The sequence below is a fragment of the Polaromonas sp. P3_C2 genome, from assembly GCF_056402675.1.
In genome coordinates, this window is the sequence record NZ_JBFUGX010000256.1 from 1 (window position 1) to 5,703 (window position 5,703).

Genomic DNA, 5,703 nt, shown 5'->3' on the forward strand with positions numbered 1-5,703 from the left:
ACGCCCACCCGCCGGGAATCGATCAGGCCCGCAGAGGCCGGAGCCTGCAACAGGAAATCCAGCAGTGCCGACAGTTGCAGCGCTCTTCCAATCAGCACCCGATCGGTGCCGACCCCGCTGCTGTCGCGAAAATTGTCGCCCGGATGCTCGATTGCGGCCACCACGTAGCCATGACGCGCGAGGAATGTCGCTGTATCGTGGTGACTGAACCGGCCGGCACCATTGCCGTGCGAGAGCAGCACCAGAGGATGGCGCACACCCATCGGCGCCGCATCCTTCACGGCAGACACAACGACAGCCCCCATCCTGGTTGTTTCAGACGTAGGTGCTGCCGGATAGAACACCGCCGCCTGCATCGGTTGCTGCGTGACAGGATCGGGAAGCTGAATCAAACGAAAGCCGGCGCCACCGGAAAGTTCAGTGGCGTCCACCACGCCGGCGATCGCCGCCAAAGCAACGAACATGCTGCAAGTTAGCGATTTCAACATCGGGTTCCTTTGAAGCGGAGAAAAGCGCTGTTCACCACGGATCGGCCCGTCCGATGCGCCCGAGGTGCGTCTGGCCAAAACCCGCCGCGTACTTGAGCCCGTAGCCCAGCGCACGGTCAAAGCCGATGTGCGCGCACCAGACCAGGCCGCCGGCCACCAGCACGGGGGTTGCGCCCAGAACGCCCGCCGCCAGCAGGGCTACGGCGCCGAAGTAGGAATGCATGGCGTTATAGGCGGCAGCCCCCACACGCGGCCCGGCCAGGTAGGCCAGGAAAGACAGGTCGGGCAGCAAAAATAACGCTGCAAACCAGCCCCACCCCGCGCCGAACTGGGCGTAGGCCGCAGCCGCCGCAGCCACCACCGCCAGCCCCTCGGCACGCAGCAGCAGGCGTACGCCGCCGTTGGCGCTGCCCGGGGCAGCCACCTTGGTGATGCGGCGCACAGCGGTTGGCGCCGTGCGGCCCACCGGGAAGAGCAGCGCCTCAGCCACGGTAGCCCCAGCGGCGGCCGCGCTCCATGAAGTCGCGCACTTTTTGCTGTTGCTCAGGTTTGAGGTTGTCAAAGAAGTCCGCCGCTGCGGCGATCACTTCCGGGCTGCCGGACTGAATCGCGGCGGTTTTTTCCTCGATCAGCTTTTTGGCGCCGGCCTGGTCCAGCTTGTTGCCGGCAAAGAGGCCGCGAACGGCTTCCCGTGGCTCACTGCTGCCGCGCAGGGCCGCGCGCTGTGCCTGCAGCTTGTCAGCCAGCACGGCGAGTTTTTGCTTTTGCACAGCGTCCAGGTCCAGGCGTGAGCCGATTTTTTCGACCATGCGGGCGCGCGCTTCAGGGGAGCCGGCGTCGCCGTGCCAGCCGTGGCCGCCGTGCGAGCACGCACCCAGGCTGCCGACGATGAGCGCCCCGCCGAAAAGGCCGAGCAGGATTTTTTTAACGCGATGTTTCATGAGGAGCCTCAAAGAAGAAGTGAAGGTTCCTCATGGTGCCCGCGGGAGGCCCGCGGCTGTTTGCAGCGCGGTTGCGGCGTGTTTCGCTTTGTTTCAGCCCTCTCAACGGGTAGATTCGCGAGATTTACAAGCGTTTTCGGGCTCTAGCCCAATCTGAACGTGCGCGAGCAGCTATATTTTTAATAGCATCACACCTGCCCTGCCGGCAGCACCCTTCAGCCTTGCAGCATCGTCGCCGGCTCTTCGCAGGCCAGCACCTGTTCAGCCCAGGGCTGCAGCTTGGCGGCATCGGCGCGCAGGATTTGCTGCTTGACCGCCAGGATCTGCGACGGGTGCATGGAAAAGCTGCGCAGGCCCATGCCCAGCAACAGCCGCGTCATGGTGACGTCGCCGGCCATCTCGCCACAAACGCTGACACCCTTGCCCTGCGCGTTGCATTCGTTGATGGTGTCAGCGATCAGCCGCAACACGGCCGGGTGGCAGGGGTTGTACAGGTGTGACACCGCCTCGTCGGCGCGGTCGATGGCCAGCGTGTACTGGATCAGGTCGTTGGTGCCGATGGACAGGAAATCGAAGTACTTCAGGAAGAGCTTGAGCGTCAGCGCCGCGGCCGGGATTTCGATCATTGCGCCCAGCCGTACCGGCCCGTACGGAACGCCCTTGTTGTCGAGCAATGCGCGCGCACGGTCAATCAGCGCCATGGTCTGGCGGATTTCACTGCCGTGCGCCAGCATGGGCACCAGCAGGTTGACCTTGCCATGGGCGGCCGCACGCAAAATGGCGCGCAGCTGCGTCAAAAACATCGGCGGGTCGGCCAGGCTCCAGCGGATCGCGCGCAGGCCCAGCGCCGGGTTGAGGTGGGTGTCCTGCGCCTTGTGGCGGTCCAGCTGCTTGTCGGAGCCGATATCCACGGTGCGGATGGTGACGGGCAGGCCGTGCATGCCTTCAATCGCCTTGCGGTAGGCCTGGTATTGCTCTTCCTCGTCGGGCAGTTTGCCGCTGCGGCCCATAAATAGGAATTCACTGCGAAACAGCCCGACGCCGACGGCGCCGGCAGCCACCGCGCCCACCGTGTCTTCGGGCATTTCAATATTGGCCAGCAGATCGACTTTCTGCCCGTCGATGGTCAGCGCCGCCGTGTGCTTGAGCCGGTTCAGGCGCTGGCGTTCCAGCTCGCCCTGGCGCTGCTTGAAGCCGTATTCGGCCAGGATGATGGGCGACGGGTCGACGATCAACACCCCGGCCTCGCCGTCGATGATGACCCAGTCGTCCTGCTTGATCAGCTGGCTGGCGCTGCGCGCCCCGACCACCGCCGGGATGTCCATGCTGCGCGCCACGATGGCGGTGTGCGAGGTCTTGCCGCCCACATCGGTGGCAAAGCCGGCAAAGAGGCTCTGCTTGAACTGCAGCATGTCGGCCGGGGAAATATCGTGCGCAATCAGCACCAGCGGCACGTCGGTGGTGTCGTCCAGCAACAGGTCCTGCTGCGACTGCTTGCGGCTGGCGCCCGCCTGGGCCGCGGGCTGCACCGGCGAGGCCACGCCTTTCATGTGGCGCAGGATGCGCTCGACCACCTGCTCGAGGTCGGCCTTGCGTTCGCGCAGGTACTCGTCTTCCATGTCGTCGAACTGGCGCGCGATGATTTCGTACTGCGTAGTCAGCGCCCATTCGGCGTTGTAGTGGCGGTCGGTGATCCAGTGCTTCACGCCGCTGATCAGCTGCTCGTCCTGCAGCAGCATCAGGTGCACATCGAGCAGCGCGGCCAGCTCGTGCGGCGCGTCTTTGGGCAGGTCTTGCTGCAGGCGCGTGATTTCCTCCATCACCGCATTGCGCGACACCCTGACCCGCGTGATCTCGTCCGCCGTCTTGGCGTCGTCCACGAAATAGTGCGCCACGTCGGCACGGCTGGAAGCCACCAGCACGGCGCGGCCGATAGCAATGCCGCGCGAGACCGCCAGGCCGTGGACTGAAAAAGTCATGCAACAACTCCCTCCACGACGGTATCTTCGAGCCAGTCCGAGACGTGGAACCGGCTTTGCCGGGCCACAGGCGGGCGGCCCCCTCGGGGGGCAGGGAGCACACGAAGTGAGCGACCGTGGGGGCTGCACCTTCGGCTTTCCCGGGCCGCAGGCGGGGCGGCCCCCTCGGGGGGCAGCGTATTACACGAAGTGAAAAGCGTGGGGGCCATTCATTCCCCTTCGCCAAACTTGTCGGCGATCAAAGCGAGGATGGCGTCCATCGCGGCCTGCTCGTCGTTGCCGTTGGTCTCGACCTCGACAATGCTGCCCAACCCGGCAGCCAGCATCATCACGCCCATGATGCTTTTGGCGTTGACGCGGCGCTCGCCCTTGCTCATCCAGACCTCGCAGCCAAAGCTGCCRGCGAGTTTGGTGAGCTTGGCGGAGGCGCGGGCATGCAGGCCCAGCTTATTGCTGATGTTCGTGCTGGTCTTGATCATGATTTCGGCGTACCTGATTTTGCGGTGCGGTGATGGCCACCTGCATCACGCCCTGCGTGGCGCCGATCAGCGCGCGCGCTACCAGCGCATCGAGCGACTCGTGGCGGTAAGACACGGTGCGCAGCAGCATGGGCAGGTTGATGCCGGTGATGAGTTTGGAATGAACGCCGTCCACCAGCTTTTGCGCCACGTTGCAGGGCGTGGCGCCGAACACGTCGACCAGCACCAGGGCATGCGAGGTGCCGAGCTGCGTCAGCATGATGCGCGCCTGGGCCAGGGTTTCTTCGGGTGGCATGTTGGGCTGCACGTCCAGCGCGGAAATACCCGCTGCGTTGTCCGGAAACACATGCAACACGCATTGGCGCAGGGCAGAGGCCAAAGGAGCGTGAGCGATGATGAAAATGCCGTTCATTGCGGTGAATTATCAGCTTTCATACTGAGGAAATACCCATATGAGGCGATACAACAACACAAAAACACGGACATCGCCGCCTGAAAGCTCGCCACCCGTGCCAGGCCCATGGCGGCAAACACGTCAATCAGCAAGCCGATTCCCCATTGCACGGTGAACACGCCGGCAAAAATCATCAGGTTATAGGCCGATAGCGCCCGGCCGGCGAGCGAGGCCTTGAACGCCATGCCCACCGCGGGCTGCGCCAGCCCCATGACGCTGCACCCCATGCAAAACAGCGCCCAGCCCAGCCATCCGGTGGAGGTGCCGGCCGCGATATTGACCGCCAGCACGGTGAGGCTGAAGGGCACACCCCAGGTGATCAGACGGGTAGCGCCCCAGCCGTGCCGCGACAGCCAGGGGTTCACCATGCCCCAGCTCCAGAAGGTCACCAGCATGGAAGCATTGATATAAAAGAGGCCGGTGGCGGCCTCCAGCGGCGTATAGCCCGCGACCCTGATCATCCAGGGGCCGGCCCACAAGGTTTGCACAGCCACCAGCCCGCCGTAATTGAAGAAAGCCAGCGGCGTCATCTTGCGGAAGTAGCGGCTGCGCCAGATCGGCGCGTAGCCGGCTTCGGCATCGGTGCTTGAGGGCACGGTGGTCTCTGTGCTTTCGTGCTTCTTGGTCTGTTGCCACGTAGGTACGACCCAGGCGAGCGCGGCCATCGACAACAAAATCATCGCGGCCAGTATCCAGAACAGCGGTCGCCAGCCCGTCAACGGCATCAGCCATTGCACCGGCAGGGTAGACGCCAGCATGCCGAGCGAGCCGGTCATCAGCATCCACGAATTGGCGCGCAGCACAGTGGCGGGTTCATACCAGCGGCGGTAACCCGTGAGCGGCGCCATCAGGCAGGCGCTGACGCCCATGCCCACCAATACGCGCGAGGCCAACAGCCAGGCAAAGCTGGTGCTCAACGAAAAGGCCAGGCAGCCCAGCACCGACAGCGCCAGAAAACACAGGATCACGCGCTTGGGGCCGTGGCGGTCCAGCCAGGTGCCCAGCGGCAGCTGCGTGGCGGCAAAGCCCAGAAAGTAGCCGCCCGCCAGCAGGCCGAGGTCGCGCGCATGCAGCGAAAACTCCTGCGTGAGCACAGGCGCCAGCGTGGCGGTAATGGCCCGTACCAGCGCCGAGCAGAAATACGCGGCGGCAAACGCCAGGAAAACAATGGCGCCGGTTTTTGCGTCCAGCCGGCCCGGATGGGAACTGGCAGCCGGCGCAGCGGTATTCGGGGAGGTCGGCAAGGAAGCTTCTGCGCTGGTCATGAAAGGCAAGCCACTTTATTCAAACTTGAGGCTGGAGAAAAATGTCTCGGCCACCTCGGGCGCGATGCGCGGGGCATACATCACCACCTGGAACACC

General features: G+C 64.4%; 7 protein-coding genes. All 7 read right to left on the bottom strand.

Features of this window, described 5'->3' with window-relative positions; translation table 11 throughout:
* Positions 1-488: alpha/beta hydrolase family protein (locus AC1DWI_RS12125; RefSeq protein ID WP_477724913.1), on the bottom strand; the 488-nt coding region annotated here is incomplete at its 3' end.
* Between the two features lie 31 nt (positions 489-519).
* Positions 520-978 (bottom strand): DUF4260 domain-containing protein, encoded by a 459-nt coding sequence (locus tag AC1DWI_RS12130; protein WP_477668866.1) that lies wholly within the window; start codon positions 976-978, stop codon positions 520-522.
* Entirely contained in the window at positions 971-1,429 is a 459-nt protein-coding gene (locus AC1DWI_RS12135) for a Spy/CpxP family protein refolding chaperone (RefSeq protein ID WP_477668867.1), read from the bottom strand. Before AC1DWI_RS12135 ends, AC1DWI_RS12130 begins: the two co-directional genes overlap by 8 nt.
* 215 nt (positions 1,430-1,644) lie before the next feature.
* Positions 1,645-3,408 carry a phosphoenolpyruvate--protein phosphotransferase gene (gene ptsP / locus AC1DWI_RS12140; RefSeq protein WP_477668868.1) on the bottom strand — a complete coding sequence of 588 codons (1,764 nt, stop codon included), beginning with the start codon at positions 3,406-3,408 and terminating at the stop codon, positions 1,645-1,647.
* Between the two features lie 209 nt (positions 3,409-3,617).
* The gene (locus AC1DWI_RS12145; protein WP_477668869.1) at positions 3,618-3,887 is read right to left on the bottom strand and encodes an HPr family phosphocarrier protein; all 270 of its coding nucleotides are present in this window, start codon (positions 3,885-3,887) and stop codon (positions 3,618-3,620) included.
* On the bottom strand, positions 3,856-4,299 hold the full coding sequence (locus tag AC1DWI_RS12150; protein ID WP_477667617.1) for a PTS sugar transporter subunit IIA: 444 nt from the start codon (positions 4,297-4,299) through the stop codon (positions 3,856-3,858). Before AC1DWI_RS12150 ends, AC1DWI_RS12145 begins: the two co-directional genes overlap by 32 nt.
* Positions 4,296-5,606, bottom strand: coding sequence for an MFS transporter (locus tag AC1DWI_RS12155; protein WP_477668870.1), 1,311 nt, complete (start codon positions 5,604-5,606; stop codon positions 4,296-4,298). The genes AC1DWI_RS12150 and AC1DWI_RS12155 overlap by 4 nt, the downstream gene beginning before the upstream one ends.
* Positions 5,607-5,703 lie beyond the last annotated feature (97 nt).

Coding starts and splice junctions, on each gene's coding strand:
- AC1DWI_RS12135 (WP_477668867.1), bottom strand. CDS start 1,429: ATGAAACATCGCGTTAAAAAAATCCTGCTCGGCCTTTTCGGCGGGGCG.
- ptsP (WP_477668868.1), bottom strand. CDS start 3,408: ATGACTTTTTCAGTCCACGGCCTGGCGGTCTCGCGCGGCATTGCTATC.
- AC1DWI_RS12150 (WP_477667617.1), bottom strand. CDS start 4,299: ATGAACGGCATTTTCATCATCGCTCACGCTCCTTTGGCCTCTGCCCTG.
- AC1DWI_RS12155 (WP_477668870.1), bottom strand. CDS start 5,606: ATGACCAGCGCAGAAGCTTCCTTGCCGACCTCCCCGAATACCGCTGCG.